Below are 26,386 nucleotides of genomic sequence, written 5' to 3' on the forward strand. Positions count from 1 at the left end.
TGTGGTCCCGCGCGTTCGCGAAAGCGACAGTTTGCGCTGCACCGTTCGCGTGGTCCTGTCGCTTTCGTGCTGCGAGCACTGCCCCGCGCTCGCGCCTCAGACGGCCTGACGGCCGGCCGGGGCCTCCAGCAGGTGCGACAGGTGCTCCGGGACCGAACCGCCGCGCGCCACCGTCGCCCGCGCCCACAGGCGACCCGCGCGGTAGGACGACCGCACCAGCGGCCCGGCGAGCACGCCCGAGAACCCGATGTCCTCGGCGATCTCGCGGAGGTCGACGAACTCTTCGGGCTTCACCCAGCGCGCGACCGGCAGGTGTCGCGGCGACGGCCGGAGGTACTGGGTCAGCGTGATGATGTCCGTGCCCGCCTCGTACAGCTGCTCGAGCGCGTCGATGACCTCGTGCCGCTCCTCGCCCATGCCGAGGATGAGGTTCGACTTCGTCACGAGACCGGCGTCGCGGCCCTGCGTGATGACGTCGAGCGAGCGCTCGAACCGGAACGCCGGACGGATCCGCTTGAAGATGCGCGGCACCGTCTCGACGTTGTGGGCGAAGACCTCGGGGCGTGCGTCGAACACCTGGCCGAGCTGGTCCGGGCGGCCGTTGAAGTCCGGTACGAGGACCTCGACGCCGGTCCCGGGGGAGTGCTCGTGGATCTGGCGGATCGTCTCGGCGTACAGCCAGGCGCCGCCGTCGTCGAGGTCGTCCCGGGCGACGCCGGTCACGGTCGCGTACTTGAGGCCCATCGACACGACCGAGTCCGCCACGCGCCGGGGCTCCCCACGGTCGAGCGGGCTCGGCTTGCCGGTGTCGATCTGGCAGAAGTCGCACCGCCGGGTGCACTGCGAGCCACCGATGAGGAACGTCGCCTCGCGGTCCTCCCAGCACTCGAAGATGTTCGGGCAGCCGGCCTCCTGGCAGACGGTGTGGAGCTGCTTGTCCCTGACGAGGGCGGACAGGTCGCGGAACTCCGGGCCCTGCGTGGCGCGGGTCTTGATCCACGCGGGCTTCGTCTCGATCGGCGTCTCGGCGTTCCGGGCCTCGACGCGGAGCAGGCGGCGGCCTTCGGGAGCGAGCGTCATGCGGGGACCTCCTGCAGGTCGGTGGTGCGGTCCGGGTCGGACGGGAGGCGCGGCTCGCCCCCGGCTGACCGGTCCGGGCTGGCGGGGTGGCCGGCTGACGCGATCCGTCGGCCTGCGTGCATGCCGTCGAGAGCCGCCGGCACGAGCGGCGCGACGAGTCCGGCGACCTCGTCCACGGCGACGGGACGTCCGGCCGCGCGACCCAGGGTCGTGACCCCGGCGTCGGCGATGCCGCACGGGACGATCGCGGCGTAGGCGTCGAGGGCGTTGTCGCAGTTGATCGCGATCCCGTGACTCGTGACGCCCTCCGCCACGTGCAGGCCGATGGCACCGACCTTGTCGTGGTTGGAGCCGTCCGATCGGGGGACCCAGGCTCCGCTGCGGCCGTCGACCCGTTCGGCTGTGACACCCACGGCGGCGGCCGCGTCGATGAGGACCTGTTCGAGGTCGCGCACCCATGCCACGACGTCGATCGGCCGGGCCAACCGGACGATCGGGTAGGCCACGAGCTGGCCGGGGCCGTGCCAGGTGATGCGGCCGCCGCGGTCGACCTCGACCACCGGAGAGCCGTCGGTGGGCAGGTCGCTCGGCTCGGTGCGGCGCCCTGCGGTGTACACGGACGGGTGCTCGCAGAGGACGAGCGCGCCGGGGGAGCGACCGGCCACGACGTCGGCGCGGAGGCGCTGTTGCAGTGCGAGGCCCTCGGCGTAGGCGAGCAGCCCCGGCACCCGGACGATCTCGAGTTCCGGCATGGGCGTCAGCGTACGGCAGTTTCTGGACGCCGTACAACAACCACTCCTCGTTTCTCGTCGGGGCTTGACCTCAACCGTGGTCGAGGTCGTGAGATGGCTGCATGCACATTCGACGAGTCCACCTCACGACCCGCGCCCCGAACGAGGTCGCGGACTTCTACCGACGCCTCGGCTGTCCGGTCTCCGATGAGGGCGCCGCCGTGCTCGTCTCGGTGGGGCGGACCACCCTCGTGTTCGACCACCTGGACGGGATGACCGGTGCGCACCACCTCGCGTTCACGATCCCGACCGGGACGTTCGACTCCGCGCGGTCGTGGATCACCGAGCGAGCCCGGGTGCTCCACGCGCGAGACGGCGAGGAGGTGTTCGAGGGCCCGCCCGGATGGAACTCGCGCTCGGTGTACTTCGACGGCCCGGACGAGCAGCTCCTCGAACTCATCGAACGCCGCGACCTGCCGCCCGGTCCTGGGCAGGGGTTGCCCGGCTCGGTCAGCGAGGTGGGCATCGCCGTCCCCGACGTCCTCGGGGTGGTCGATGCCCTCGGACACCACGGTGTCCACCCGTACGGCGGGCCGCCCGACGCCGGGTTCGCGCCGGTCGGGGACGTCGACGGGCTGCTCGTCCTGGTGTCCACGGAGCGGAAGTGGTTCCCGACGCTCGACCGCCGCGCGTCGACCGCTCCGGTGGTCGTCGACATCGGGCTCGGCACGCTCATCGAACCCGCGCCGGGGGTGCGCTTACGGTGATCCCGGGACTCCGTCAGCCGTGGCCAACTGTCCCTCGTAGAGCTCCCGGGCTCGTGCTCGGTGCGGCCGCTCCACGGTCAGGGAGTGCACAGCGATGATCCCCCAGACGAGCGCCGTCCCGAACATGATCACGGCATGACGGAGGTCCTGCTCGCCGAGGACGTCGCTGATCCCGAGGAGGAGGAACGCGAGGCTGAACACCACGCCGCCCCACGCGTACCATCCGGTCCGGCCGATCACGCTCGACAGGTACCGGACGCGCTGACCAACCGGGAGCCTGTCCGGTTCGGGGCCGCCGCGCACCCAGTCGCGCAGTGCTCGGTGCGCCGAGTACCCGCCTGCTCCCGCCCAGGCTGCGACGACCAGGACCAGGATCGCCGCTCCGGACCCGACGCCGATCCCGACCGTGAGCCAGGCTGCGATCGGGAACGTCGCGGCGAACACGCCCGCCAGGACGGCCGCGATGACGGCTGCTCCCGCTGCACGCAGCCAGCCGCCCGCGTCGATCTCCCTCAGTCGCACGAGCCCGACGGTAGTCCGATGGTGCTGGCGCGGTCGTGGTCGCGGTCGGGACGGTCGGTGGTCGCCTTGTAGAATCGACGGATCATGGCGCAATTCGGTTCACTCTCCGACCGGCTGACAGAGACCTTCCGCAACCTGCGGAGCAAGGGTCGCCTGTCCCCGTCCGACGTCGACGGCACCGTCCGCGAGATCCGACGGGCGCTCCTCGACGCCGACGTCGCGCTCGAGGTCGTCAAGTCCTTCACCGCCTCCATCCGCGAGCGTGCGCTCTCGGACGAGGTGAACAAGGCGCTCAACCCGGCGCAGCAGGTCGTCCAGATCGTCAACGAGGAACTCGTCGGCATCCTCGGCGGGCAGCAGCGCCGCCTCGAGTTCGCGAAGCGTCCGCCGACGGTCATCATGCTCGCGGGCCTCCAGGGTGCGGGCAAGACGACGCTCGCGGGCAAGCTCGGCAAGTGGCTCAAGAAGGACGGCCACACCCCGATGCTCGTCGCGGCCGACCTCCAGCGTCCGAACGCGGTGCAGCAGCTCCAGGTCGTGGGTGAACAGGCGGGCGTGCACGTCTTCGCGCCGGAGCCCGGCAACGGCGTCGGCGACCCGGTGAAGGTCGCGAAGAACGCGATCAAGGCCGCCGTCGACCAGCAGTACGACACCGTCATCGTCGACACCGCCGGTCGCCTCGGTGTGGACGCCGAGCTGATGAAGCAGGCCGCGAACATCCGCAAGGCCGTCGATCCGGACGAGGTCCTGTTCGTCATCGACGCGATGATCGGTCAGGACGCCGTGGCCACGGCCCGCGCCTTCCAAGACGGGGTGGACTTCACCGGCGTCGTCCTGTCCAAGCTCGACGGTGACGCCCGCGGTGGTGCGGCCCTCTCGGTCGCGAGCATCACCGGCCGCCCGATCATGTTCGCGTCCACGGGTGAGGGGCTCGACGACTTCGAGCCGTTCCACCCGGACCGCATGGCGAGCCGCATCCTCGACCTCGGCGACATCCTCTCGCTCATCGAGCAGGCCCAGCAGGCGTTCGACGAAGAGGAAGCCCGCGCGGTCGCCGAGAAGATCGCGAGCGACTCGTTCACGCTGGACGACTTCCTCGGCCAGATGCAGCAGCTCCGCAAGGCCGGCTCCATCAAGGGCATGCTCGGCATGCTCCCGGGCGCGAAGGGCATGCGCGAGGCGCTCGACAACTTCGACGAGGGCGAGATCGTCCGGACCGAGGCGATCATCCAGTCGATGACGAAGCAGGAGCGCCAGCTCCCGAAGCTCCTCAACGGCTCGCGTCGTCTCCGCATCGCGAAGGGTTCGGGGACCACGGTGACCGAGGTCAACGCCCTCGTGAACCGCTTCGAGCAGGCGGCGAAGATGATGAAGACCGTCGCCCGCGGTGGCGTTCCGCAGATGCCGGGCATGGGTCCCATCCCGGGCATGCACGGCGGCAAGAAGAAGCAGCAGCAGGGCGGTGCGAAGAAGAAGAAGGTCGGCAACCCCGCGAAGCGCGCCGCGCTCGCGTCGGGTGCGGCGGCGCAGCCGCAGCAGCAGGCGCCGCAGGGCTCCGGTTTCGGGTTCGGCGGTGCCAACGCGAAGAACCCGAAGGCGCCCACCGAGGAAGAGATGCAGTCGCTGCAGAAGTTCCTCGGTCGCTGACGCGAGGTCGCTGACGCGACCACCAGACGGACGGGAGGCGCGGTGCCAGCTGGCACCGCGCCTCCCGTCCGTCTGTCTGGTGGCGACTAGAGCGAGTCGCGCAGCTCGGTGACCAGGTGGCGGACGACCGCGCGGAGGTCCCCACCGTTCTCGCGCGCGACCTGGAGCTGCCGCTGGTACGACGCCCCCTGCTCGATCATCGTGTCGAGGTGGTGCAGCTCCTGCTGGCAGCCGAGCCGCTCCGCGATCGGGTCGAGGCGCTCGACGAGGTCGTGCACCTCGTCGGTGACGAGCCGTTCGTCACCGGCGGCGTTGGTGATGATCTCCGCCTCCATGCCGTAGCGGGCCGCGCGCCACTTGTTCTCGCGGATGAACCACTGCTGCATCGACGGCAGGACCTCGCCGCGGTCGAGCCGGTCCGACAGCGCGGTGACGAGGCACTGGACGAAGGCGGTGACCGCGCCGACCTCGTGCAGGGTCGAGATGCCGTCGGACACCCGGTTCTCGAGCGTGCCCCAGCCCGGTGAGGGGCGGATGTCCCAGCGGAGGTCCTTGAACCCGTCGATCACGCCGGTCTTGGTGAGGTCGTCGACGACGGTCTCGAAGCCGCTCCAGTCGTCGATGCCCGGCGGCAGTCCGCCCGTCGGCAGCTGCTGGAACATGAGTGCACGGTTCGAGGCGTAGCCGGTGTCGGTGCCGGCCCAGAACGGGCTCGACGCGGTGAACGCCTGCAGGTGCGGCACGTAGGCGAGCATCGCGTTCATGATCGGCACCGCCTTGTCGCGGTCGTCGATCCCGACGTGCACGTGCACGCCCCAGATGAGCATCTGCCGGCCCCACCAGCGCGTGCGGTCGATGAGCGTGTTGTAGTGCTCACTGTCCGCCGTGATCTCCTGCTGGTCCCACAGTGCGAACGGATGCGTGCCGGAGCACATGACCTGGGCGTCCAGGGGTTCGGCGGCGTCGATCACCTCGCCGATGATCCCGGAGAGCTCGGACGTGGCGCCCTCGACGGTGGTGTGCACGCCGGTGACGACCTCGACGGTGTTCGTCAAGAGTTCCTCGGTGACCTTGTCCGGGTCACCGAGCCGCTCCTGCACCGCCCTGATCACCGCCGGGGCCCGGGGGGTGAGGTCGCCGGTGTCCCGGTCGACCAGGGGGAGTTCCCACTCGACACCGATGGTCGACGGGTGGGACTCTGTGAAGCGGATGTCCATGCGGCCATCCTGCCGGTCGGTTGTCGGACATGCACAAGGAACGCCGTCACCGGTCGTGCACCTCGCTCCACCAAGTTGTTCCATCACGGTACTACCGTGGAATCGCTCACAGGGAAGAGGTCCGCATGCAGTTGGTCGTGCGCGGTTCGTCCGCACCACTCGTCGGGGAGATCGACGTCCCGGTCTCCAAGTACCACGCGCACCGAGCGCTGGTGCTGGCATCACTCGCGAAGGGGACGAGCGTCGTCTCCGGCATCAGTTCCACCCGGCAGGTCGAGTGGACCGTCGGCACGCTCCGGGCCCTCGGCGTCGACGTCAAGCGTCGAGGGGACGAGTACCACGTCACCGGCCTCGGCGGCCGCTACGCGGCGACGGACGTCGTCGACCACGGCTCGCGCGGCGCGGACGGGATCCTCAACATGGGGTCCTCCGGTACGACGCTGTACTTCATGACCGGGCTCGCCTCGCTGGCCGACCGCCCGATGACGCTCGTCGGCATGAAGTACTTCCAACGCCGACCGATCAAGGCGCTGCTCACCTCGCTCACGCAGATGGGCATCGACCTCGAGGCGACGAACGACTGCCCACCGGTCACGGTCCAGCCGAGGCGACCCCGAGGGGGCGACGTCTCGATCGCCGGCACGCTGTCGCAGTGGATCTCCGGGCTGCTCCTCGTCGCGCCCTTCGCCGAGCAGGAGACCCGGATCCACGTCACGGGCGGTCGGCTGAACGAGCAGCCGTACGTCGAGCTGACCGTCCGGATGATGCGCGAGTTCGGGCTCACCGTCGAGGTCTCCGACGACTGGCTCGAGTACCGGATCCCGGCCGGGCAGCAGGCGACCCCGCACGACTACGTCATCCCGCCGGACATCGGTTCGGCGGCGTTCGGGATCGCGGCCGCCGGCATCCGCGAGTCGGATCTGCTGCTCCGGGGCATGCGGGCGACCACCACGGCGGAGACCGACCACCCGGAGAGCGAGTTCCTCGACCTCGCCGCCGCGATGGGGGTGCCGATGCGGATCGACGAAGCGACCGGCTTCGTGCGGATCCAGCACGACGGGTCGCCGCTCCGGGCCCTCGACATCGACTGCCGGCCGATCCCGGACCTCCTGCCCGTCCTGTCCACGATGGCGACCTTCGCCGAGGGCACGACCCGCCTCTGGAACGTCGCGCACATCCGGCTGAAGGAGTCCGACCGCGTCGCCGCGATGCTCCAGCTCAACCGCATGGGCGGTCGCGCCGAGCAGGGTGCCGACGAACTGCGCGTGACCGGAGTCCGCCCCGGCGGGCTGCACGGCTCCCCGATGTCGTCCTTCAACGACCACCGCGTGCTCATGTCCCTCGCCGTCGCCGCGTCGAAGGCCGAGGGCACCAGCTCCCTGACGTACCCGCGCGCCTACCGCATCTCGTACCCGACCTTCCTCGAGGCGATGAACGGCGTCGGTCTCGACATGGAGGTCGGTGACGCCCTGCTGGCCCGTGCCGACCGGGACGACCGGATGGACGCCGCCACGTCCGAGCCGACCGATCTCGGTGAGGACACCGACACGCCCGACATGCAGGGTCCAGCGGACGCCGCGCCCGCGACGGCTCCCGACGTCCCCGAGGTCGTCGGGGTCGACGCCGAGCCGCTCGTCCTCAGCGAGAAGGTCCGGGCGCTGTCCGAGCAGGACCCGGACGGCCTCGCGGTCATCGAGGTCGGCGGCGCAGTCCCCGTCGAGACCACCTGGAAGCAGCTGCAGGACGAGGCCGACCGGGTCTCGGCGCTGCTGCTCGAACTCGGCGTCCGTCGGGGCGAGTCCGTCGCGATGCAGCTGCCGAACTGGCGCGAGTTCGTCTCCATCACGCTCGGCGCGGTCCAGATCGGTGCCGTCGCGACCCCGATCATGCCGGTCTTCGGTCCCCGTGAGACCACCATGACCCTCGCCCGGTCGAAGGCCCGCGTGGTGTTCCTGCCGAACGTGTTCCGCAAGCGCCGGCCCGCGCTGGAACTCCTCGACGTCGTCGACGAGGCACGGGCGCAGCGCCGGCGACTGTCGGTCGAGCACGTCGTCGTCCTCCGCGCCGAGGCCCGAGGCCAGGGCGACGTGCCGAACGACCAGGCGCCCCTACCGGCCGACGCTGCCGAGCGGGTCGCGGCGAGTGACTGGAACTGGCGTTGGTTCGACGCGGCGCTCGGCTCGGTGCACGTGGACGTCGACCAGATCCGTTCCCGCGCTCCCGGCCCGGACGACGTCTGCCAGCTGCTCTTCACGTCCGGCACCACCGGTGAGCCGAAGGGCGTGCAGCACCCGCACCGGACGCTCGGCCTCGCGACCGCGATGCACGTCGCGCAGTCCGGGCTCACCGCCGACGACCGGATCTACATCCCGTCGCCGCTCGCCCACCAGACCGGGTTCCTGTACGGCATGCTGCTCGCGTTCCGGCTCGGTGCTCCGCAGGTCATCCAGCCGGTGTGGGACGGCCGGGTCGCGCTCGAGCAGGCGTTCGGTGTCGCGAAGGCGTCGTTCGTGCAGTGCGCGACACCGTTCCTGACCGACCTCGTCGACCTCGTCGAGGGCGGAGCACCCGCACCCGAGAGCCTGCGCGTCTTCGTCCCGACGGGCGCCGCGGTCCCACGGGCGCTCGCGCAGCGGGCGAGCACGGTGCTCGGGAGCGCGATCCTCGGGGCGTTCGGCACGAGCGAGACCTGCCTCGGCGCACTGTCCAGCCCGTCCGACGACCCAGCCGACGCGTACGGGCACGACGGCCGGGCGCTCCCGGGGATCCGGATCCGCATCGTCGACGACGAGGGCCACGAGCTCCCCGCCGGCACCGAGGGCAACTTCGAGCTGCACTCGCCGACGATGTTCGACGGCTACCTCGACCGTCCGGACCTCACCGACGACGTCTTCACCGAGGACGGCTGGTACCGCACGGGCGACCTCGCGACGGTCGACGAGAAGGGCTTCCTCTCGATCACCGGACGCGTCAAGGACGTCATCAACCGCGGTGGCGAGAAGATCCCGGTCGTGGAGATCGAGAACCTCCTCTACCAGCACCCCCTCGTCACCGACGTCGCGATCGTGGCGATGCCCGACGAGCGCCTCGGTGAGCGTGCCTGCGCGTTCGTCGTGCCGGCGGCGGGGGAGCGGCTCGACCACCGGGGGATGCAGCGGTACCTCGACAACGCGGGCGTGAGCAAGTACTACTGGCCGGAGCGGCTCGAGTACATCGACGAGCTGCCGCGCAACGCGGTCGGGAAGGTGCAGAAGAACGTGCTGCGCGACCGCGCTGCGGAACTCGTCGCGGACGCCCCCACCACCACGAAGGAGAACGAGACACGATGACGATCGTCGAGCAGACGACCGAGGCCTTCGACGAAGCGGCCTTCGAGCAGCTCAAGGCCGAGGTGACCGCGTGGGTGCGCGGCCGCGGTGAGGAGTGGGCCGAGGAGATCGAGCGCACCGGCCGGGTCGCCCCGGAGCTGTTCCAGGAGCTCAAGGAGAACGGCTGGCTCAGCCTCGCCGCACCGCCGGAGCTCGGTGGCGCGGGGATCCCGTTCTCGAAGTACCTCGAGGTCATGGAGATCGTCTCCCGCTCGCACGCGTCCATCCGCATGCTCGTGCACGTGATCAACGGCACCTGGCGCGCCATGGAGCCCTACGCGACGCCGGAGCAGATCGAGCAGGTCGTGAAGCCGAGCGTCGCGGGGGACACCCTCGTCGCGTTCACGCTCACCGAGGCCACGGCCGGCACCGGTGCGGACATCCGCACCACGGTCCGCCGCGAGGGCGACACCTACGTGATGAACGGCGAGAAGCACCTCATCACGTTCGGCGTCAAGGCCGACCACTGGCTCATCGCCGCCCGCCTCGAGGGCACCTCCGGCCAGGACGGCACCGTCGCGTTCCTCATGCCGAACTCCGGCCTGCCCGGCGCCGAGGTGATCGACGACTCCGACACGATGGGCATCCGCGGCACCGACCACGCGATCCTCCGCTTCACCGAGACCCCGATCCCCGCCTCCGCCCGCCTCGGCGCGGAGGGCCAGGGCCTCGAGGTCGCCCTCGGCGGCTTCCTCCTGCCGAGCCGCGTCTCGGTCGCGATGAGTGCCGTCGGCCTCGCCGAGCGGGCGAACGAACTCGCGGTCGCGTACGCGAACGAACGCGAGACCTTCGGCAAGAAGCTCTCCAGCCGCCAGGCGATCCAGTTCTACCTGGCCGAGAACTACGCCGACATCGCCGCCGCCCGCGCCCTCGTGCTCGAGGCCGCTCGCGCCTACGAGGAGGGCCGTCCCGACGCCGGCACGCTCTCGAGCGCCTCGAAGATGGTCGCGGTCGACATGCTCGCCCGGGTGACCGACAAGGCACTGCAGGTGCACGGCGGCCAGGGCTACTGGAAGCGCAACGCGATCGAGCGCGTCTACCGCGACGCGCGCGCGCAGCGCTTCGAGGAGGGCACCAACGAGATCCAGAAGCTGGTCGTCGGCCGCGCCATCGTCACCGGCCAGGCCGGGTTCTGATCCGCAACCACACGACGGCCTGGAGGCGCGGTGCGGGCCCGCACCGCGCCTCCAGGCCCTGAGAACGCAAGGAACACATTGGCTGCAACCACCGCACCCATCGCGCTCATCACGGGAGCCTCCCGCGGCATCGGCCGCCTCCTCGCACAGAAGCTCGGCCAGCGCGGCGTCACCGTCGTGGTGACGTACAAGGGCAACGCCGACCTGGCCGAGGAGTCGCTCGCCGACGTGCGCGCGGCCGGTGGCGACGGCATCACCGCCCAGGTCGACATCGAGCAGCCGGAGTCGATCGACGCGTTGTTCGACCTCGTCCGCGACACCTACGGCCGGCTCGACATGTTCGTCGCGAACGCCGCCGCGAGCGCGTTCAAGCCCGTCGCGGGCCTCAAGCTGCACCACCTCGACCGCAGCTACGCGACCAACGCCCGCTCGTTCGTGCTCGGTGCGCAGCGGGCGGCCGAGCTCATGGACCGCGGAGGCCGGATCGTCGTCGTGACCTCGTACGGGTCGCTCCGGGCGTTCCCGACCTACGCGGCCCTCGGCGCTGCGAAGGCGATGACCGAGGCGTACACGAAGTACATGGCGGTCGAGTTCGGACCGCGGCAGATCACGGTGAACGCGGTCAACGGCGGCCTCATCGACACCGACTCGCTCGACTACTTCTACGGTGCCGTGCCGGGGATGGCGCCGATGTCGTCGGTCATCGAGAAGCTCCCGCTCCAGCGGCCGGGCACCGCCGACGACATGGCGGACGCGGTCGACTTCCTGCTGTCCGACAAGGCGTCGTACATCACGGGGCAGACGCTGTCGGTCGACGGGGGGCTGACCGTGATCGCCCCGCCCTTCTGGGCCGACACGACGTCGCCCCTGCGTGACGCCGTCCTGCCTGCGGCAGAGTAGGGGGCATGAGCACCGTCGCCATGCCCGACCTCGCCGTCGTCTCCTCGCCGTGGAGCCTCGGCCCGCTGACCCTCCGGAACCGGGTGGTGATGGGGTCGATGCACACCGGGCTCGAGGTGCACGACGACGGCGGGGCCGGCATGGCGGCGTTCTACCGCGAGCGTGCAGAGGGCGGAGCGGCGCTCATCGTGACGGGCGGCATCGCCGTGAGCGACGAGGCCCGGGGCGGCCCCGACTTCGCGGTGTTCGGCGTGGACGGCGCCGACGAGCGCTTCCGCGTCGCGGTCGACGCGGTGCACGACGCCGGTGGCGCCGTGCTCGCCCAGCTCTTCCACGCCGGTCGCTACGCGCTCGTGGGCGGCATGGTCGACCGGCACGGCCGGCCACAGCGCGCCGTGGCTCCGTCGGCCCTGCCGTGGGCGGCCGCGCGGGGCGTGGTCCCGGAGGAGCTGACCGCCGCCGAGGTCGAGCGCACGATCGAGGACTTCGCGGCAGCCGCGCGGTCGGCTCGGGACATCGGCTTCGACGGCGTCGAGATCATGGCGTCCGAGGGGTACCTCATCAACCAGTTCCAGTCGCCGCTCACGAACCTGCGCGACGACGAGTGGGGCGGCTCGCCGGAACGTCGTCGGCGCTTCGCCGTGGCGGTCGTGCGCGCCGTCCGTGCCGCGGTGCCCGACCTCGCGGTGACGATCCGGTTGTCCGGTGCGGACCTCATGCCCGGGTCGACGAGCGACGACGAGGTCGACGCGCTCGTGCACGAGCTGCTGCCCCTCGGGCTCGACGGGATCTCCGTCGGCATCGGGTGGCACGAGTCCCGCACCCCGACCGTCCAGGCAGCGGTGCCGCACGGCGCCTGGCTGTCGTACGCGAACCGCATCGCCGGCGTGGTCCGCGACGCCGGGTACCCGGACGTGCGGGTGATCGCGTCGAACCGGATGACGGACCTCCGCGACGGGGAGGCCGTGCTCGCCGACGGCCTGGTCGACGCCGTCGCCCTCGCGCGCCCGTTCCTCGCCGACCCCGCGCTCGTGCAGCGCTCGCTCGCCGGCGCGTACGACCTCGTCAACACGTGCATCGGCTGCAACCAGGCGTGCCTCGACCGGTCGATCGTCGGCGCGCCCGTGTCCTGCCTCGTGAACCCCCGCGCCGGGCGCGAGGTCGCGTTCCCGCTCCGTCCCACCACCACCCCGAAGCGCGTCGACGTCGTCGGCGGTGGACCCGCCGGGCTCGCCGCGGCCGTCGACGCCGCCCGCCGAGGACACGCCGTGACCGTTTGGGAGGCCTCCGACCGACTCGGCGGGCAGTTCGAGCTGGCATCGCTCGTGCCGGGCAAGGAGGACTACGCCGCGACCGTCCGTGCCGCCAGGGCCGAACTCGCCGAGCGCGGGGCGACCGTGCACCTCGGACGCGCCGCGACCGCCGAGGACCTCGCCGGGAGCGACGCGGTCGTGGTCGCCGTGGGGGTCGTGCCCCGCGAGGTCGACGTCCCCGGGGCGTCGCTGCCGCACGTGGTGTCGTACGAGCGGGCGCTCCGGGAGGGCGTGCCCGCTGGCACCGTGGCGATCGTCGGCGGCGGCGGGATCGGCGTCGACACGGCGGCGTTCCTCGTCGAGTCGCCGGACGAAGCGGCGCGCGCCACGGAGTTCGGGCAGCGCTGGGACGTCGACGTCAGCGACGAGATCGTCGGTGACGTGCCGCAGCGGCTCCCGGCGGCGGCACGCGTGCTGCGTCCGGGATCCGACGTCACGGTGCTGCGCCGCAGCGGCAAGTTCGGCGCCGGCATCGGCATCACCTCCCGATGGGTGGCGATCGGTCGGCTCCGGGACGCCGGGGTCCGCATGGTGGGAGGCGTGCAGGAGTACCTGCGCATCGAGCCCGGTGCCCTGTGGATCCGCGACGAGGACGGTGAGGAGCGATCGGTCCCGGCGGACACCGTGGTGGTGTGCGCCGGACAGGAGCGTCGAGGCGACGCGGACGAGCTCGTCGAGGGCCTGCGCTCCGCGGGCGTCCCGTGCGAGGTGGTCGGTGGTGCACGCGACGCACGGAGCGTCGACGCCGTCCGTGCCACGAGCGAGGCACTCGAAGCGGTGCGTCGACTCGCGCCCTGACGCGGAATCTGCAACAATGAACGGTCGAATCGTGCCTGCTCGACCCTCTATCCAGCTGTGCACGACTCTCATCGAGCTTCCACCGTGTGTGCCCCCACGCCCGCGGTCCGGTTCAACCACAACAACACGCAACAGGAGCATTTGTGGCTGTCAAGATCCGTCTCAAGCGTCTCGGTAAGATCCGTGCGCCGTACTACCGCATCGTCGTCGCGGACTCGCACACCAAGCGCGACGGCCGTTCGATCGAGGAGATCGGCAAGTACCACCCCACCGAGGAGCCCTCGGTCATCGAGATCGACTCGGACCGTGCGCAGTACTGGCTCTCCGTCGGCGCGCAGCCGACCGAGCAGGTCGCCGCGCTGCTCAAGCTCACCGGTGACTGGGCGAAGTTCAAGGGCGAGAAGGACACCGCCTCCAAGGTGAAGGTCGCGGAGCCGAAGCAGGCCTTCGTCGCCGACTCCTCGAAGAAGGCCGTCCTCAAGCCGAAGTCGGAGAAGAAGGCGGAGGCCCCGGCCGCCGCTGAGGAGACTCCGGCCGACGACGCAGCCGAGACGACCGAGGCGTAATTCCTTGCTCGAATCCGCGCTGACGCACCTCGTCAAGGGGATCGTCGATCACCCGGACGACGTGCGCGTCGCCAGTTCCACCTCCGCGCGGGGCGAGGTCCTCGAGGTGCGTGTGCACCCCGAGGACCTCGGCCGCGTGATCGGTCGCGCCGGACGGACCGCAAAGGCGCTCCGCACCCTCGTCTCGGCTCTCGCCGACGGCAAGCGGGTGCGGGTCGACGTGGTCGACACCGATTCCTAGGGAGACGACCCAGCTCCGGGTGGGTCGCATCACGAAGGCGCACGGGCTCAAGGGCGGCATCAAGCTCGAGCTCTACACCGACGACCCGGATCGTCGGTTCACGTCCGGAGCGACCTTCACGCTCCAGGTCCCGGAAGACTCCCCGTGGTCGGGCAAGACCATCACGCTGGACGAACTCCGCTGGTACAACGGCCACCCGGTCGCCTTCTTCGAGGGCATCGAGGACCGCACCGCCGCTGAGACGCTCGCGCGGGCCATCCTCTGGGTCGAGCAGGACACCGACGCCGAGACCGGCGAGGACGACGCCTGGTACGACCACCAGCTGGTCGGACTCCGCGTGCTCCGCGACGGCGTCGAGGTCGGCACCGTCGCACGCGTCGACCACCTCCCGGCGCAGGACCTCCTCGCCATCGACACCCCGGACCGCGGCGAGGTGCTCGTGCCCTTCGTCTCGGCGATCGTGCCCGCGGTCGACATCGCCGCCGGGACCGTCACGGTGACCCCGCCGACCGGGCTGTTCGAGGACCCCGAGGACACCTCCCGTCCCGAGACGGTCTCGCCGTCCGACCAGGGGTAGCGCCGTGCGCATCGACATCGTCACGATCTTCCCCGAGTTCTTCTCGGTGCTCGACGTCTCGCTGCTCGGCAAGGCGCGCGTCGACGGACTGCTCGACCTCCACGTGCACGACCTGCGTGACTGGACCACCGACCGGCACCGCACCGTCGACGACACCCCGTACGGCGGCGGTGCCGGCATGGTGATGAAGCCCGAGCCGTGGGCGCTGGCGCTCGAGTCGGTCCTGCGGTCCGACGGCTCGTCGACGCTCGTGGTCCCCACACCTGCGGGCACCCGGTTCACCCAGTCGATCGCTCGGTCGCTCGCGTCGACCTCGGACCACCTCGTGTTCGCCTGCGGGCGGTACGAGGGCATCGACGCGCGCGTGTTCGCGTGGGCGTCCGAGCGGGCCGACGTCGTCGAGCTGTCGCTGGGTGACTACGTGCTGAACGGCGGCGAGGTCGCGGCGATGGCGATGATCGAAGCCGTCGGGCGGCTCGTGCCGGGCGTCGTCGGCAACCCGGAGTCGCTCGTCGAGGAGTCCCACGAGGACGGCCTGCTCGAGTACCCCTCGTACACGAAGCCCTCGTCGTGGCGCGGTCTCGACGTGCCCGACGTCCTGCTCAGCGGGCACCACGCCCGCGTCGCCGCGTGGCGGCACGAGCAGCAGGTCGAGCGCACGCGACGCGTGCGGCCGGACCTGCTGCCGGAACCGGAGTAGCCGGCTCCGCCGTCCCGGCCTGGAGGCGCGGTGCGGGCCCGCACCGTGCCTCCAGTCCGTCTACCGGGCACGCTGGCGGCCGCGCCCGTCCTGCCGGTCGGCTGGTCGCGTTGGTCGCAGGAAGTGTCGCGGATGGCCCGCCGAGCCGACCCGTCCTGCGACCAGCGCGCTGCACGCGGCATGTCGTGCAACCGGGCGGTGACGCCTTCCGCCCGTCAGGAGGCGGCCTCGGCGCGCTGGGCGCGCCGCAGGGTGAGGACCTCGGGGCCGGCCTCGGTGACGGCCACCGTGTGCTCGACGTGCGCGGCGCGCGAGCCGTCGGCGCTCTTCAGGGTCCAGCCGTCGTCGTCCTGGTACAGCTCGTCCGTGCCCTGCATGAGCCACGGTTCGATCGCGACCACCAGGCCGGGACGGAGCTTCAGCCCGCGACCGGGTCGACCGTCGTTCGGGACGTGCGGTTCGCCGTGCATCGTCCGGCCGACACCGTGGCCACCGAACTGTGTGTTGACGGCGTAGCCGGCCTCGTGCGCGACGTGGCCGATGGCGTACGAGACGTCGCCGAGCTTGTTCCCGACACGGAACTGCGCGATGCCCGCGGCCAGCGCCCGTTCGACCGTGTCCACGAGCCGCTGGTCGTCGTCGCGCGGTGTGCCGACCTGCACCGTCACGGCCGAGTCCGCGACCCAGCCGTCGACGCTCGCGGCGAAGTCGAGGCTGACCAGGTCGCCGTCGACGAGCACGCGGTCGTACGGTAGGCCGTGCAGGGCGGCGTCGTTGACCGAGGTGCACAGGTTCCTGCCGAAGGGGCTCTTGCCGAACGACGGGTGGTAGTCGACGTAGCAGCTCTCGGCGCCGCGGTCCGCGATCATGCTGGCGGCCACCCGGTCGAGGTCGAGCAGGTTCACCCCGACGTCGACCGTCTCGAGCAGTTCGTCGAGGACGTCGGCGACGAAGCGGCCGGTGACGCGGAGGCCGTCGAGTTCGGCGGGCGTGCGGAGTTCGATCATGCGACCATCCTGCCGGGAGCCGCGTTCGTTTTGTGTCCTGGACGTCGTGTGGCAAGATTGATCGCTGTGCCCTGGCTGGACTCTGCCACGGGGGAGTCGCCGACACCGGGCACGAACCACACACTTTCCGAAACCGATCCGCGGCGACCCGTGTGCGTCCGCAGAGAGTAGACCCATCATGAGCCAGCTCCTCGACTCCGTCGACGCAGCGTCGCTGCGCACCGACGTCCCCGACTTCCGCCCCGGCGACACCATCAAGGTGCACGTCAACATCATCGAGGGCACCCGCTCGCGTATCCAGGTCTTCCAGGGTGTCGTCATCGCGCGCCAGGGCCACGGCCTCGGCGAGACCTTCAAGGTCCGCAAGGTGAGCTTCCAGGTCGGCGTCGAGCGCTGGTTCCCGGTGCACTCGCCGATCATCGACCACATCGAGGTCGTCACCCGCGGTGACGTCCGTCGTGCGAAGCTCTACTACCTGCGCGAGCTCCGCGGCAAGGCGGCCCGCCGCAAGATCAAGGAGAAGCGCGACGCCTGATCGCCTTCGCAGTGGGCGGCCGCGAGCCGGACGCCGCTGACGAGCCCTCGTCCATGTACGGTTGTGCGTGGATGGGGGCTCTTCCCGTTCCCGGACGCATCCCGTGGCACGGGGTCGCCGTCCGCGGGGGAGCCGTGCACGAACGAGAGTGGAAATGACCGACACGACGAAGGAACCGACGCTGCGGCCACGCTCGGGCAAGAAGCGCAACGGCGTCCTCACCTTCATCCGCGACCTCGTCATCATCTTCATCGCGGCGTTGCTCGTGTCGTTCCTCGTCAAGACGTTCCTGATCCGCTCGTTCTACATCCCGTCGGCGTCGATGGAGAACACGCTGCAGATCAACGACCGGGTCATCGTCAACGAACTGGTGCCCGACGTGGTCTCGCTCAAGCGTGGCGACGTGGTGGTCTTCAAGGACCCGGGTGGCTGGCTCACCGGCTCGGACGTGCCGAACGTGACCCCGACGACACCTGTCGGCAAGGCGGCCGACTGGGTCCTCACGCAGATCGGTCTGGGCACCGGCGACAGCGACGACCACCTCATCAAGCGGGTCATCGGCCTGCCGGGTGACACAGTGTCCTGCTGCAACGACCTCGGGCAGATGTCCGTCAACGGTGTGCCGATCAAGGAGCCGTACCTCAAGCTCCCGGCGGGTGCGCCGGCGTCGGCGACGAACTTCTCCGTGACGGTGCCGAAGGGCACCATCTGGGTGATGGGCGACAACCGCAACGACTCGAAGGACTCGCGGTACAACGGCGACACCCCGTCCAAGGGCTTCGTGCCGCTGTCCGACGTCACCGGACGAGCGTTCGTGATCTCGTGGCCCACCAGCCGCTGGACGTGGCTCGACGACTACCCCGACGTCTTCGCCGGCGTCCAGGAGCGGGACGAGTGACCGCGGTCCGGCCCTCCCTGCGCGTCGAGAAGCGCCTGCTCGGTGACGGGCGGGTCACGGTGATCGGCATGGACGAGGTCGGGCGCGGCGCGATCGCGGGTCCCGTCGCCGTCGGTGTCGCGGCGGTGACGATCGACATCGGCCGCGTGCCGCAGGGCCTCGCGGACTCGAAGCTCCTCAGCGCCGCCCGACGGGACGCCCTCGTGCCCGTCGTCGAGCGCTGGGCGCCCACGGCGGTGGGCATGGCGTCCGCCGAGGTCGTCGACCGGCAGGGCATCGTGCCGGCGCTCGGGCAGGCGGGTGCTGCGGCGCTCGCGCGGCTCGTGGCGGGCGGGGTGTCGCTCGACGGCGCGGTGGTCGTGCTCGACGGGTCGTTCGACTGGCTCTCCCGCGCGGTGCCGGCGGCGTCGGTCGCCGGGGTCGACCCGATCGACGTCGTCGTCCGGGTCAAGGCGGACCGGGACTGCGCGTCCGTCGCGGCCGCGTCGGTCGTCGCGAAGGTCGCCCGCGACGCGTTGATGGTGGCCGCGCACGACGACGCGCCGCACTATGCCTGGGCGTCGAACAAGGGCTACGGCTCGACGGCGCACTACGACGGAATCCGGAGCGTCGGGGCACACGCACTGCACCGGAAGTCGTGGCTGCACCAGGCGTCCACGGTCACGCTCGACGGGTTCGCGGAGCTCGACGCCGTCGGGTGAGGTGTGGCCTCGGTGTGGGACGTGCGTACGGCATCGCCGTAGACTGTGGGGCGCGATGGATGACGACGAATTCGACGACTACGACCGCGAGGTCGAACTGGCCCTGTACCGCGAGTACCGCGACGTCGTGTCGCAGTTCCGGTACGTGGTCGAGACCGAGCGACGTTTCTACCTGGCGAACGAGGTCGAACTCGTCCGCCGGGACACCGAACACGACTTCTACTTCGAGTTGTCGATGAAGGATGTCTGGGTGTGGGACGTCTACCGTTCCGATCGGTTCGTGAAATCTGTTCGGGTGCTCACCTTCAAGGACGTGAACGTCGAAGAACTGACGGCGCGCGAACTGGAATTGCCGAAGGAACTCGCACTCGACGAGTGATTCTTTCTGGGAATCACCGTCACGGGAGCGGCGGAATGCATTTCCGTACGATACCTTGATCGCGAAGACTTTCCCCGATCAAGGAGTCGCAATGGCACAGAAGGTCACCGTCCAGCTCGTCGACGACCTCGACGATTCGCCGATCACCGCTGGAGAAGGCCGTACGGTCGAGTTCGCGTTCGACGGGTCGACGTACGAGATCGACCTCTCCAACGACAACGTCGACAAGTTCCGCGAGGCGATCTCGGACTACGTGGCGGCCGCACGAAAGGTGAGCGGCCGTCGCTCCAGCAGCGGCGGTGGCGCGTCGAAGCCGACCCCCAAGCGTGGCAACTCGGAAGAGCTCGCGAAGATCCGCGAATGGGCGAAGGACAACGGGTACGAGGTCTCGTCCCGTGGGCGTATCTCGACCCAGGTGCAGGAGGCCTACGCGGCCGCGCACTGACCGTGCGTCGAACGGGCTCGGGCGAGTGATCGTCCGGGCCCGTTCGTCATTCCTGCACAGCATTTTCGTTCTCCCTCTCTGTCCACAATCTCCGCTCTTCCGAACTGGGCAGTGCCGACGATGCCGCAACCTGGCGTCGGAGGCGGAACATGGCAAACGGAACGACGACACCACTCGGCGCGCACGGCGAATCCATCGCGGCGGAGTGGTTGACGGAACGCGGTTACGAGCTGGTCGAACGCAACTGGCGGTGTGCTCGGGGCGAGATCGACCTGATCGCGTGGGACGGTGACGCGCTCGTCTTCATCGAGGTGAAGACGCGCGCAGGCGGATCGACCGGGCACCCGTTCGAGGCGATCACCGACGCGAAGGTCGCGCGGTTGCGCCGTCTCGTGCCCGCGTGGTTCTCCGAGCACCCCGACGTGCGCGCACGCTCGATCCGGATCGACGCGATCGCGGTGCACGTCGACGGTCCTCGAAGCGCCGTCGAGCACGTGGCGGGCGTCCTGTGACCGGCATCGGACGGGCAGCGGCGGTGGCCCTGCTCGGGGTCAGCGGGCGGCTGGTGGAGGTGGAGGCGCACCTGACCAGCCAGCTGCCGGCGTTCCGGATCATCGGGCTGCCCGACACCGCCCTCGGTGAGGCCCGCGAGCGGGTGCGCTCGGCCGCGGCGAACGCGGGGTGTCCGCTGCCGGCCAGACGCATCACCGTGAACCTCACACCCGCGGCGGTGCCGAAGCGCGGGTCGGGGTTCGACCTCGCGATCGCCATGGCCGTGCTCGCCGGCGCCGGCACGGCTCCGCACGTGTCACCGGCGACGGTCCACCTCGGCGAGCTCGGGCTCGACGGCCGGCTGCGCCCCGTGGTCGGGATCATCCCGATGCTCCTCGCCGCGCGGAACGCCGGCATCCGTCGCGCGGTGGTCCCGACCGGCAACGTCGACGAAGCCGAGATCGTCAGCGGCCTGGCCGTCACGGGGGTCGACTCGCTCCGCGCCGCGGCGATCGACGCCGGCGCCGTCCTGCCACCGGTCGACGTCGACCCGGTGGTGTCCGCTGCACCCGGCCCCGAGTCCTCGGCCCGACCGGTGCCGGAACTCGGCGAGGTCGTCGGCAACGAGGTCGGCGTGCGAGCGGTCCTGGCGGCCGCCGCCGGTGGACACCACGTCCTCATGCTCGGGTCGCCCGGTGCCGGCAAGACCATGCTGGCCGAGCGGCTCCCCGGGATCCTGCCGGACCTCGACGACGCTGCGGCGCTCGAGGTCGCCGCCGTACGGTCGGTCGCCGGTCACGGGGTGCGGTCATGGACGCGACGGCCACCGTGGGAGGCGCCGCACCACTCCGCCTCGGCCGTCGCGCTCATCGGTGGCGGGTCCGGCGTCATCCGGCCGGGCGCCGTCTCCCGAGCGACGCACGGCGTGCTGTTCCTCGACGAAGCCCCCGAGTTCCCGCGAGCCGTGCTCGACGCGCTGCGGCAGCCGCTCGAGTCCGGGCGGATCAGCATCCACCGGTCGGCCGGGGCCGTCGAGTTCCCTGCGCGGTGCCAGGTCGTCCTGGCGGCGAACCCGTGCCCGTGCGGGCACGCGGGCATCGCGCACAGCGCACCGTGCGAGTGCTCGCCGAGCACCGTCCGGCGGTACCTCGCACGGTTGTCCGGGCCGCTGCTCGACCGCATCGACATCCGGGTCCAGGTCCCGCGGGTCACGTCGGCAGCGGTGCGTGGCGCCGCCGATCGGGCGCCGACGACCGCGGAGGCCCGGGCGCTCGTCGCCGCTGCCCGCGCACGAGCCGCCGCGCGACTGGCCGGGACCGGGTGGACCCGAAACGCCGACGTCGCGGGCACGTGGCTCCGACGCGACGGTCGTGGCGATCCCGGGTCGACCACGGTCATCGACAAGGCGCTCGACCGCGGCGCGATCACGATGCGCGGCTGGGACCGTGTCATGCGCCTGGCGTGGACGCTCGCGGACCTCGCCGAGGCAGACCGGCCGACCGCGGACCACGTGGCGGGAGCCCTGGCACTGCGGAGCGCGCTGTGAGCCGGCACGGGCGGCCGGAGCTCCTCGACGCGGTGGCACGCGCCACGGGCCGGGCACGGGCGGCGGGGCGCAGCGGCGGTGAGGGCGACGGGGTCGGCGGTCGCGGCGCTCGCGGCTCGTTCGACGCGGTCGAGGTCGCCACGCGGGTCGCGTGGTCCGTCGTCGCCGAACCCGGCGACGCGATCGCCGGGGGGCTCGTGGACGGCCTCGGCGCGGCACCGGCGTTCGAGTCGGTCCTCGCCGCGTCGGACGACGGCATCGACGGCCTCCTCGGGGTCTGTGTCGAGCGCGGTGTCGCGGGCACCGACGACCCCTCGGCCTACGCCCGAGCGCTGACGAAGGCCGTCGATCGGTGGCGGCCACGACTCGCGACCGCCGACGTCGGTGCGGTCCTGGCCGCGGCGGAGGCGGTGGGGGCGCGGCTGCTCGTCCCGGGTGGTCCCGGGTGGCCGGAGCGGGTGGACGACCTCGGACACCATGCACCGCTCGTGCTCTGGAGCCGTTCGGCCCTCGGTGCGTCGCCCTCGGTGCTCGAGCCGCCTGCCGTCGCGGTCGTCGGATCGCGGGCGAACACGATCGCGGGCTCGGAGGCGGCGGCGGACATCAGCTCGCGGGCCGTCGATGCCGGGTGCGTCGTCGTCAGCGGGGGAGCGTACGGCATCGACGCCACCGCGCACCGGGTGGCGATCGCCGCGGGGGCCACCACGGTCGCGGTGCTCGCCGGCGGGGTCGACCAGCTCTACCCGACCGGCAACGTCGAGCTGCTCCGCAACGTGTCGCAGCGCGGAGCGGTGATCGCCGAGTCGCCGCCGGGGACCCGTCCCTCGCGCTGGCGCTTCCTCGCCCGCAACCGGCTCATCGCCGCGCTGGCCGACGTGACCGTGGTGGTCGAGGCGGGGGCACGCTCGGGAGCGCTCAACACCGCCCACCACGCCGGGCAGCTCGGACGGACGGTGTTCGCGGTGCCCGGGGCGTTCTCCTCGGCCGCGTCCGTCGGGTGTCACCGGCTCGTGGCGCAGGGGCGTGCGCAGCTGATGGTGCACCCGGACGAGGCGGCCGCCGCCGCGATCGAGCAACGCGGCGGAGTGGTCCTGCAGTCGACGGGCACACCGTTGCTCGTGCACGACGACCCGGACGTCCTGCGGGCGCTCGACGCCCTGGGTCGTCGTTCCCTGTCCGTCGACGAGGTCGCACGGCGCAGCGGGTTGTCGATCGCCGACGCGACCGATGCCCTGGCACTCGCGCAGGTCCAGGGGCTGGTGCAGCACGGCGTCGGCGGGTGGTCGAGGGTGACGCAGCGGTGAGTCGTAGCCTGGGGCCGTGGACGGCACGAGCGACGCGCGGGACCTCGACCGGGTGGTCGACGGCTTCCTCGGACACGCCCGACACGCGCGCGGACTCAGCGAGCAGACCCTCCGTGCGTACGCGAACGACCTCGAGCAGTTCGTCGGCTTCGCTGCGGCACGGGGCGTGGCGGACGTCGGGAGTGTCTCGCTCGAACTGCTCCGCGACTGGCTGTGGGAGGCGGACCAGCGCTCGTTGGCGCGGGCAACGATCGCCCGGCGGTCGTCGTCCGTCCGGGCCTTCACCAGGTGGGCGAGCGAGACCGGGCTCCTCGCGTCCGACCCCGGTGTCCGACTCCGAGCGCCCAAGGGAGCGTCGCACCTGCCCCGCGTGGTCTCGACCGACCAGGTGCGGGCGTTGCTCGACGGGCTCGCGGCCCGTGCGGGCACCGACGACCCCGGTGCACTGCGCGACCTGGCCGTCGTCGAGCTGCTCTACGCAGCGGCGATCCGGGTCAGTGAGCTCGTCGGCATCGACGTCGTCGACGTGGACAGGAGCCGGCTGACCGTCCGCGTGCTCGGGAAGGGCGGCAGGGAGCGGGTGGTGCCGTTCGGGGTGCCGGCGCGGGATGCACTCGAGGCGTGGCTCGACCGGGGACGCCCCGTCCTCGCTGCGCGGCGCACGGCGACGGGTGGAGCGAGCGGCACGGCACGGTCGACGAGCGCGAGCGCGAGCGCGAGTGCGAGTGCGAGCGACGGTACCGAGCGAGCACTCTTCCTCGGTGACCGGGGCGGCAGGCTGGGGACGCGGAGTGCCTACCGTGTCGTCGCCCGCCTCCTGCAGGACCTGCCCGGGGAGGGGCCGAGCGGCCCGCACACCTTCCGGCACACCGCGGCGACGCACCTCCTGGACGGGGGAGCGGACCTCCGAGCGGTGCAGGAACTGCTCGGTCACGCGAGCCTCGGGACGACGCAGATCTACACCCACGTGTCCTCGGCCCGACTCCGCGAGGTCTACCGGACGGCGCACCCCCGCGCCTGACGCCGAGCGCCCGCGCACCGAGCGCCCGAGCACCGCGCACCGCGCACCGAGCACCGACCGTTCATCCGCGCCAGTCGGACTCCGGCAGCAGCACGGGCCACGCCGCCGCGGGCAGGTACGGTGTCGGGTCGACGTACCGGTCGTCGAGCCGGGCGCCGAGGTGCACGCACGGATCGGTCGCCGGGCAGTGACCGACGGCGACCCGCCCGACCACCTCACCCTGCGAGACGGCGTCACCGGTCGTCACGTCAGGGGTGACCGAGTCCAGTGTGCTCACCAGCCCGCCGCCGTGTTCGACCGACACCACCGACCTGCCGGCGACCGCACCCGCGAACGAGACCGTGCCGTCCGCCACCGCGACCGCCGGGGTGCCGATCGACGCCGGGACGTCGATGCCCCGGTGTCCGGCCGCGTAGTCGTCGGCCGGCGCTTCCCACGGCCGCACGACCACGCGCGAACCCGTCGGCCACACCCACGGCGCGCCGTCCGCACTGTCCGCACCGCCCGCCACGAGCCCGACCCCGGCGCGCTCGACCACCGCGCGCCCGACCCCGGCGCGCCCGACCTCCGGGCCGACCAGCGCAGCCGCCGCCACGGCCACGCACGCAACCACTCCGACCGTGGTCCTCACCAGAACGTCCATGCGCCCGATCGTCGCGTCCACCACCCGGCCATGCACGCGACCGCAGCCCACCTGTGGGCGGTGAGCCGTGCCTCCCGGCCGGTGCAGGAGTCGCGGAGACCACGAACCGCGCGCGTTCCGACCCCGCACCGGTCGATCGACGCGCGCGGCGTCGAACCGCGCACGTTCCGTGGAAGCGACCCCACGGCCCGGAGCACGCAACCCCACCGCCCGACCGCAGCGGAACGAACCGGTTATGACCACACGTCGTCCGAGGAGTACAGTCGGGGCCGCTCCGGAACACGCAACGCCGCTCGGACGGCGAACCAGCCGACCGCCGGAGCACCGTGCGCCACCCAGCACGGCGGCAAGAACCAGGAGCACCGTGTCGAACACGTCCACCCAGCACGGTGAGGACCGTGCGTTCAAGGGGAAGGTCACCCTGTTCGCCATCGCGGCGGCGGTCGGTGGGTTCCTCTTCGGATTCGACTCCTCCGTCATCAACGGAGCAGTCGACGCGATCAAGGGCGAGTTCGGCCTGTCCGAGGCCGCCAGCGGCTTCGCCGTTGCCTCCGCCCTGATCGGCTGCGCCTTCGGTGCCTACTTCGCCGGCCGGCTCGCCGACCGCTGGGGCCGCACGCGCGTCATGTTCTGGGCGGCGGTGCTCTTCTTCGTGAGCTCGATCGGGAGCGCGTTCGCGTTCGCGACGTGGGACCTCGTGATCTGGCGCCTCGTCGGCGGCCTCGGCATCGGGACCGCGTCGGTCATCGCGCCGGCATACATCTCGGAGGTCTCGCCGAAGGCCATCCGCGGTCGCCTGGCCTCGTTCCAGCAGCTCGCGATCACCCTCGGTATCTTCGCCGCGCTCCTCTCCGACCAGATCTTCGCGGTGACCGCCGGCGGTGCCTCGGAGCAGGTGCTCGGGCTGGCCGCCTGGCGCTGGATGTTCCTCGTCGGCGTCGTGCCGTCGGTGGTCTACGGCGTGCTCGCGATCACCCTGCCGGAGTCGCCGCGCTTCCTCCTCGCGAAGGGCCGCAAGGACGATGCGCGCGGGGTCATGGAGAAGATCGTCCCCCGCGACACCGTGAACACCAGCCTTGAGGAGATCCAGGACGGTATCGAGAAGGAGGCCAACGAGAAGAAGGGCTCCATCCGGGGCAACCGCTTCGGCCTCCAGCCGATCGTCTGGGTCGGCATCATCCTCGCCGTGCTGCAGCAGTTCGTCGGCATCAACGTGATCTTCTACTACTCGACGACGCTCTGGCAGGCCGTCGGCTTCAAGGAGGACCAGTCCTTCCTGATCTCGACGATCACCTCGGTCGTCAACGTCGCGGTCACCTTCATCGCGATCTTCACGGTCGACAAGCTCGGCCGGAAGCCGCTCCTCGTGGCCGGTTCGACGGGCATGTTCGTGTCGCTGGCGATGGTCGCGATCGCGTTCTCGCAGGCCACCATCGTGGACGGCGCGCCGCAGCTGCCCGGCGCGTGGGGCCTCATCGCCCTCATCTTCGCGAACCTGTTCGTGGTGTCGTTCGGCGCCACGTGGGGCCCGCTCATGTGGGTGCTGCTCGGCGAGATGTTCCCGAACCGCATCCGTGCGACGGCGCTCGGTGTCGGGTCGGCGGCGAACTGGATCGCGAACTTCGTGGTCACGATCTCGTTCCCGGTGCTCTCCGGCTTCAACCTCACCGTGACCTACGGCATCTACGCGCTCTTCGCGCTCCTGTCCCTGTTCTTCGTCATCAAGAAGATCCCGGAGACCAAGGGCCGTTCGCTCGAGGAGATGGGCATCACGGCCGAGGGCGAGACGGTCGACGCCAAGTCCTGATCGTCCGGTCGTCGGCCTGGAGGCCCGGATCACTCGCGCCGGTCG

At 71.3% G+C, this 26,386-nt stretch carries 26 protein-coding genes; 20 read left to right on the top strand and 6 right to left on the bottom strand.

Going from position 1 to position 26,386, the window contains the following annotated elements; all coding sequences use genetic code 11:
* Positions 1-96 precede the first annotated feature (96 nt).
* Positions 97-1,080 (bottom strand): lipoyl synthase, encoded by a 984-nt coding sequence (lipA, locus tag QPJ90_RS12060; RefSeq protein WP_290131449.1) that lies wholly within the window; start codon positions 1,078-1,080, stop codon positions 97-99.
* Complete coding sequence (gene lipB, locus QPJ90_RS12065; RefSeq protein ID WP_290131450.1) at positions 1,077-1,832, bottom strand: lipoyl(octanoyl) transferase LipB; 756 nt, start codon at positions 1,830-1,832, stop codon at positions 1,077-1,079. Before lipB ends, lipA begins: the two co-directional genes overlap by 4 nt.
* A gap of 101 nt (positions 1,833-1,933) precedes the next feature.
* Between lipB and QPJ90_RS12070 the strand changes: the two genes are divergently transcribed.
* A complete protein-coding gene (locus QPJ90_RS12070) occupies positions 1,934-2,578 on the top strand; it encodes a hypothetical protein (RefSeq protein WP_290131451.1) in 645 nt (214 codons plus the stop codon).
* Here QPJ90_RS12070 and QPJ90_RS12075 read toward each other — a convergent pair.
* A complete protein-coding gene (locus QPJ90_RS12075; protein WP_290131452.1) occupies positions 2,570-3,100 on the bottom strand; it encodes a hypothetical protein in 531 nt (176 codons plus the stop codon). The two genes, QPJ90_RS12070 and QPJ90_RS12075, sit on opposite strands and share 9 nt — an antisense overlap.
* An 84-nt stretch (positions 3,101-3,184) precedes the next feature.
* Here QPJ90_RS12075 and ffh point away from each other — a divergent pair, with 84 nt between their 5' ends.
* Entirely contained in the window at positions 3,185-4,747 is a 1,563-nt protein-coding gene (ffh, locus tag QPJ90_RS12080; RefSeq protein ID WP_290131453.1) for a signal recognition particle protein, read from the top strand.
* Positions 4,748-4,833: 86 nt separating this feature from the next.
* On the opposite strand, the gene QPJ90_RS12085 is transcribed toward ffh, so the two are convergent.
* Complete coding sequence (locus QPJ90_RS12085) at positions 4,834-5,964, bottom strand: glutamate--cysteine ligase (protein WP_290131454.1); 1,131 nt, start codon at positions 5,962-5,964, stop codon at positions 4,834-4,836.
* Between the two features lie 125 nt (positions 5,965-6,089).
* Between QPJ90_RS12085 and aroA the strand changes: the two genes are divergently transcribed.
* From aroA to trmD, 8 genes are all read left to right on the top strand, one after another.
* Positions 6,090-9,293 carry a 3-phosphoshikimate 1-carboxyvinyltransferase gene (aroA, locus tag QPJ90_RS12090; RefSeq protein WP_290131455.1) on the top strand — a complete coding sequence of 1,068 codons (3,204 nt, stop codon included), beginning with the start codon at positions 6,090-6,092 and terminating at the stop codon, positions 9,291-9,293.
* Positions 9,290-10,468: an acyl-CoA dehydrogenase family protein gene (locus QPJ90_RS12095; RefSeq protein ID WP_290131456.1), complete on the top strand. Its 1,179-nt coding sequence runs from the start codon at positions 9,290-9,292 to the stop codon at positions 10,466-10,468. Before aroA ends, QPJ90_RS12095 begins: the two co-directional genes overlap by 4 nt.
* A gap of 78 nt (positions 10,469-10,546) precedes the next feature.
* Positions 10,547-11,368 (top strand): SDR family oxidoreductase, encoded by an 822-nt coding sequence (locus tag QPJ90_RS12100; protein WP_290131457.1) that lies wholly within the window; start codon positions 10,547-10,549, stop codon positions 11,366-11,368.
* 5 nt (positions 11,369-11,373) lie between these two features.
* Complete coding sequence (locus tag QPJ90_RS12105) at positions 11,374-13,479, top strand: FAD-dependent oxidoreductase (RefSeq protein WP_290131458.1); 2,106 nt, start codon at positions 11,374-11,376, stop codon at positions 13,477-13,479.
* A gap of 143 nt (positions 13,480-13,622) precedes the next feature.
* Complete coding sequence (gene rpsP, locus QPJ90_RS12110) at positions 13,623-14,045, top strand: 30S ribosomal protein S16 (RefSeq protein ID WP_290131459.1); 423 nt, start codon at positions 13,623-13,625, stop codon at positions 14,043-14,045.
* Between the two features lie 4 nt (positions 14,046-14,049).
* Positions 14,050-14,286 (top strand): RNA-binding protein, encoded by a 237-nt coding sequence (locus QPJ90_RS12115; RefSeq protein ID WP_022902329.1) that lies wholly within the window; start codon positions 14,050-14,052, stop codon positions 14,284-14,286.
* A 19-nt stretch (positions 14,287-14,305) separates the two neighbouring features.
* A complete protein-coding gene (gene rimM, locus QPJ90_RS12120) occupies positions 14,306-14,863 on the top strand; it encodes a ribosome maturation factor RimM (RefSeq protein ID WP_290131460.1) in 558 nt (185 codons plus the stop codon).
* 4 nt (positions 14,864-14,867) lie between these two features.
* A complete protein-coding gene (trmD, locus tag QPJ90_RS12125) occupies positions 14,868-15,563 on the top strand; it encodes a tRNA (guanosine(37)-N1)-methyltransferase TrmD (RefSeq protein ID WP_290131461.1) in 696 nt (231 codons plus the stop codon).
* A 215-nt stretch (positions 15,564-15,778) separates the two neighbouring features.
* On the opposite strand, the gene map is transcribed toward trmD, so the two are convergent.
* Positions 15,779-16,570 carry a type I methionyl aminopeptidase gene (map, locus tag QPJ90_RS12130; RefSeq protein ID WP_290131462.1) on the bottom strand — a complete coding sequence of 264 codons (792 nt, stop codon included), beginning with the start codon at positions 16,568-16,570 and terminating at the stop codon, positions 15,779-15,781.
* A gap of 178 nt (positions 16,571-16,748) precedes the next feature.
* Here map and rplS point away from each other — a divergent pair, with 178 nt between their 5' ends.
* The 9 genes from rplS to QPJ90_RS12175 all read left to right on the top strand — a co-directional run bounded on the left by rplS (position 16,749) and on the right by QPJ90_RS12175 (position 23,891).
* Complete coding sequence (gene rplS / locus QPJ90_RS12135; RefSeq protein WP_058726668.1) at positions 16,749-17,105, top strand: 50S ribosomal protein L19; 357 nt, start codon at positions 16,749-16,751, stop codon at positions 17,103-17,105.
* 154 nt (positions 17,106-17,259) lie between these two features.
* Positions 17,260-18,003 carry a signal peptidase I gene (gene lepB, locus QPJ90_RS12140; RefSeq protein ID WP_290131463.1) on the top strand — a complete coding sequence of 248 codons (744 nt, stop codon included), beginning with the start codon at positions 17,260-17,262 and terminating at the stop codon, positions 18,001-18,003.
* Positions 18,000-18,704, top strand: a complete 705-nt coding sequence (locus tag QPJ90_RS12145) for a ribonuclease HII (protein WP_290131464.1) — start codon at positions 18,000-18,002, stop codon at positions 18,702-18,704. The genes lepB and QPJ90_RS12145 overlap by 4 nt, the downstream gene beginning before the upstream one ends.
* A gap of 55 nt (positions 18,705-18,759) precedes the next feature.
* Positions 18,760-19,083 (top strand): DUF2469 family protein, encoded by a 324-nt coding sequence (locus tag QPJ90_RS12150; protein WP_058726671.1) that lies wholly within the window; start codon positions 18,760-18,762, stop codon positions 19,081-19,083.
* 91 nt (positions 19,084-19,174) lie between these two features.
* Positions 19,175-19,528, top strand: a complete 354-nt coding sequence (locus QPJ90_RS12155) for an Lsr2 family protein (RefSeq protein WP_290131465.1) — start codon at positions 19,175-19,177, stop codon at positions 19,526-19,528.
* Positions 19,529-19,677: 149 nt separating this feature from the next.
* A complete protein-coding gene (locus tag QPJ90_RS12160; RefSeq protein ID WP_290131466.1) occupies positions 19,678-20,040 on the top strand; it encodes a YraN family protein in 363 nt (120 codons plus the stop codon).
* Positions 20,037-21,566, top strand: a complete 1,530-nt coding sequence (locus tag QPJ90_RS12165) for a YifB family Mg chelatase-like AAA ATPase (protein WP_290131467.1) — start codon at positions 20,037-20,039, stop codon at positions 21,564-21,566. Before QPJ90_RS12160 ends, QPJ90_RS12165 begins: the two co-directional genes overlap by 4 nt.
* Complete coding sequence (gene dprA, locus QPJ90_RS12170) at positions 21,563-22,870, top strand: DNA-processing protein DprA (RefSeq protein ID WP_290131468.1); 1,308 nt, start codon at positions 21,563-21,565, stop codon at positions 22,868-22,870. Before QPJ90_RS12165 ends, dprA begins: the two co-directional genes overlap by 4 nt.
* A gap of 16 nt (positions 22,871-22,886) precedes the next feature.
* Complete coding sequence (locus QPJ90_RS12175) at positions 22,887-23,891, top strand: tyrosine recombinase XerC (RefSeq protein ID WP_290131469.1); 1,005 nt, start codon at positions 22,887-22,889, stop codon at positions 23,889-23,891.
* Positions 23,892-23,952: 61 nt separating this feature from the next.
* Here the strand turns inward: QPJ90_RS12175 and QPJ90_RS12180 are convergent, their stop codons facing one another.
* Positions 23,953-24,534, bottom strand: a complete 582-nt coding sequence (locus QPJ90_RS12180) for a M23 family metallopeptidase (RefSeq protein WP_290131470.1) — start codon at positions 24,532-24,534, stop codon at positions 23,953-23,955.
* A 364-nt stretch (positions 24,535-24,898) separates the two neighbouring features.
* Here QPJ90_RS12180 and QPJ90_RS12185 point away from each other — a divergent pair, with 364 nt between their 5' ends.
* Positions 24,899-26,341, top strand: a complete 1,443-nt coding sequence (locus QPJ90_RS12185; protein ID WP_290131471.1) for a sugar porter family MFS transporter — start codon at positions 24,899-24,901, stop codon at positions 26,339-26,341.
* The last annotated feature ends 45 nt before the right edge of the window (positions 26,342-26,386 follow it).

Origin of the sequence: Curtobacterium sp. 458, from assembly GCF_030406605.1 — a bacterium.
GTDB lineage: Bacteria > Actinomycetota > Actinomycetes > Actinomycetales > Microbacteriaceae > Curtobacterium.